Below are 2,141 nucleotides of genomic sequence, written 5' to 3' on the forward strand. Positions count from 1 at the left end.
ACCCGCCGCAGCTGGGCGGCCGGGGGCGCCCCGTAGGCGCTCACCGCGTCCGCCAGCGCGTCCGCGACGACCAGCCGCGCCCCGTCCGGCAGCCGGTCGGGCCGCTCGGCGCGCTCGGCGTCCGTACGGAGGTCGACGACGGTACGGAGCCCGAGCCCGGCCACCGCCGGGTCCCGGGCCGGGTCGAACCGGTCCAGCGCCCCGGCCCGGAAGACCAGGCCGGGCCGGACCGTACGGCCGCCGGCGAGCGGGATGCCGCCGAGATCGCGGAGGTTGGCGACGCTGGTGGCGGGGATCGCGGTCATGGGCGGACGCACTCCTGGGGCAGGGGCGGCCGGGCGCGGGCCGCCAGGTCGGTGCGGCCGGTGCCGCTGTCAAGTGGGTGTGCAACCGCGGAGGGTGCCGGGGTCGCGTGCGGGGGGCTCACCACCCCGGCGGCGCACCCGGCGCCGGTGGCTCCCGCGGTACCCGGCGCCGTACGTCCTACGCGTGCGACGCGTTCGACGGGGGCGGCGCGACGGTCATGGGAAAGGCGCTCCTCGGGTCGTCAGGGGGCAGCGGGCGGCGCCTGCGGAGCGCACGGTGACGGAGGTGCGACTGTCGGGTCATGGGGCCACTGAAATGGCCAAACGCCCACGGGAGAGGGGTGGTTGAAGGCACGATGGAGGTATGCGCACCCTTGTACGAGCGGCCCTGGCAGCCGCGGTCGTGACCCTAGCCGCGGGCTGCGGCGGGGGCGGCCACGACGCGCCCAAGACGGCCGGCGGAACCCTCGAAGAGATAGCGGCCCAGGCCGCCTGCAAACCGAAGATCTCCACCAACGCGGCCGAGCTCCGGCAGGCCAACTGCGACACCGCGGACGGCCGGTACGTCCTGGCGACCTTCGCCACCGACCGCGGCCAGCGGGAGTGGATCAACGGCGCCAAGGACTACGGCGGCGCCTATCTGGTGGGCCGCAAGTGGGTCGCCGTGGGCGACGAGAGCGTGGTGGACGCACTGCGCGGCCGGCTCGGTGGCAGTGTCGAGACCGGGACCAACCATTCCGGACACCACCACATGAGCTGACCGCGCGGTGCGTGCTCCCCCGGGTGGGGTGACCCGGGGGAGCGCATCAGGGGGAGCGGGTTTCCAGGCGCGTGCGCGCCCTGGCTGTCAGGCGCAACTGCGCCCCGTGTTGATGCAGGTCACCGCCTTCCTCATCAGCTGGTCGCTGAAGACGTTGATGAAGTCACCGTGATCGGTGACCGGCTTGTGGAGCTGCTCGGGGAAGGAGTCGACGGCGAACCCGGGGCCCGGCGGCACGGCGTACACGATCCGCTGCTGGAGCTGCGGGATCGCCTTGAAGCCGCGCGGGCACGCACCGTTCCTGCCCGCGAAGGCGACGTGCGTCCGGTGGTTCGCGCTGTCCGTGTTCTTCCCGTCCCAGCAGCTCTGGAAATTGAAGGTGCGGACGACATTGCTGCCCTGGGGGCAGATCGGGTATTTGTCCTTGAGCTGGCGGTTCTCGAATCCGGTGCAGCTCCAGGACGCGTTGGCATTCGCGTTGCCGTTGGTGAAGGCCTTCGCGTCGCCGGTGATGATCCGCAGAAAGCGCGGCATGGCGGTGACCTTGCTGACGGGATTACCGGCGAGCTTGATGGTCACCTGGGAAGGCGTCTGGATCTTTCCGACGTTCTTGTCCCGGCCGCCGCCGTCCGCGTTGGCGTCGTTCTCGTTCTGGCCGTTCTGAAGGCGCAGTACGGGCCAGTAATAGGTGGACTTGTCGCCCTGATTACGGCAGCTGGTGCCGCCGTTGGCCAGATCGGCGTCGCTGGAGAACGCGTCGGTCGCCTGGTTTCCGACATAGTCGTGCATATGGTGGGCGCCATTGCTCACACCGGGCGCGACGATGACGTAAGGCGTCTGGATCTTTCCGACGTTCTTGTCCCGGCCGCCGCCGTCCGCGTTGGCGTCGTTCTCGTTCTGGCCGTTCTGAAGGCGCAGTACGGGCCAGTAATAGGTGGACTTGTCGCCCTGATTACGGCAGCTGGTGCCGCCGTTGGCCAGATCGGCGTCGCTGGAGAACGCGTCGGTCGCCTGGTTTCCGACATAGTCGTGCATATGGTGGGCGCCATTGCTCACACCGGGCGCGACGATGACGT

The 2,141-nt window shown here is 70.4% G+C and carries 3 protein-coding genes; 1 reads left to right on the top strand and 2 read right to left on the bottom strand.

All coding sequences use genetic code 11. The annotated features are described in order from the left end of the window. The coding region (locus tag ACJA3G_RS36055) for a tyrosine-protein phosphatase (RefSeq protein ID WP_406557247.1) at window positions 1–305 on the bottom strand (305 nt) is incomplete at its 3' end. Between the two features lie 364 nt (window positions 306–669). Between ACJA3G_RS36055 and ACJA3G_RS36060 the strand changes: the two genes are divergently transcribed. Beyond that, entirely contained in the window at window positions 670–1,065 is a 396-nt protein-coding gene (locus ACJA3G_RS36060; RefSeq protein ID WP_406557248.1) for a hypothetical protein, read from the top strand. Between the two features lie 87 nt (window positions 1,066–1,152). On the opposite strand, the gene ACJA3G_RS36065 is transcribed toward ACJA3G_RS36060, so the two are convergent. Next, the coding region (locus ACJA3G_RS36065) for a DUF1996 domain-containing protein (RefSeq protein ID WP_406557249.1) at window positions 1,153–2,141 on the bottom strand (989 nt) is incomplete at its 5' end.

The organism is Streptomyces sp. YS-3, from assembly GCF_045257485.1.
GTDB lineage: Bacteria > Actinomycetota > Actinomycetes > Streptomycetales > Streptomycetaceae > Streptomyces.

What these genes read in the sequence shown, in the direction of transcription:
- ACJA3G_RS36060 (WP_406557248.1), top strand. Translation starts at nt 670, where the DNA reads ATGCGCACCCTTGTACGAGCGGCCCTGGCAGCCGCGGTCGTGACCCTA.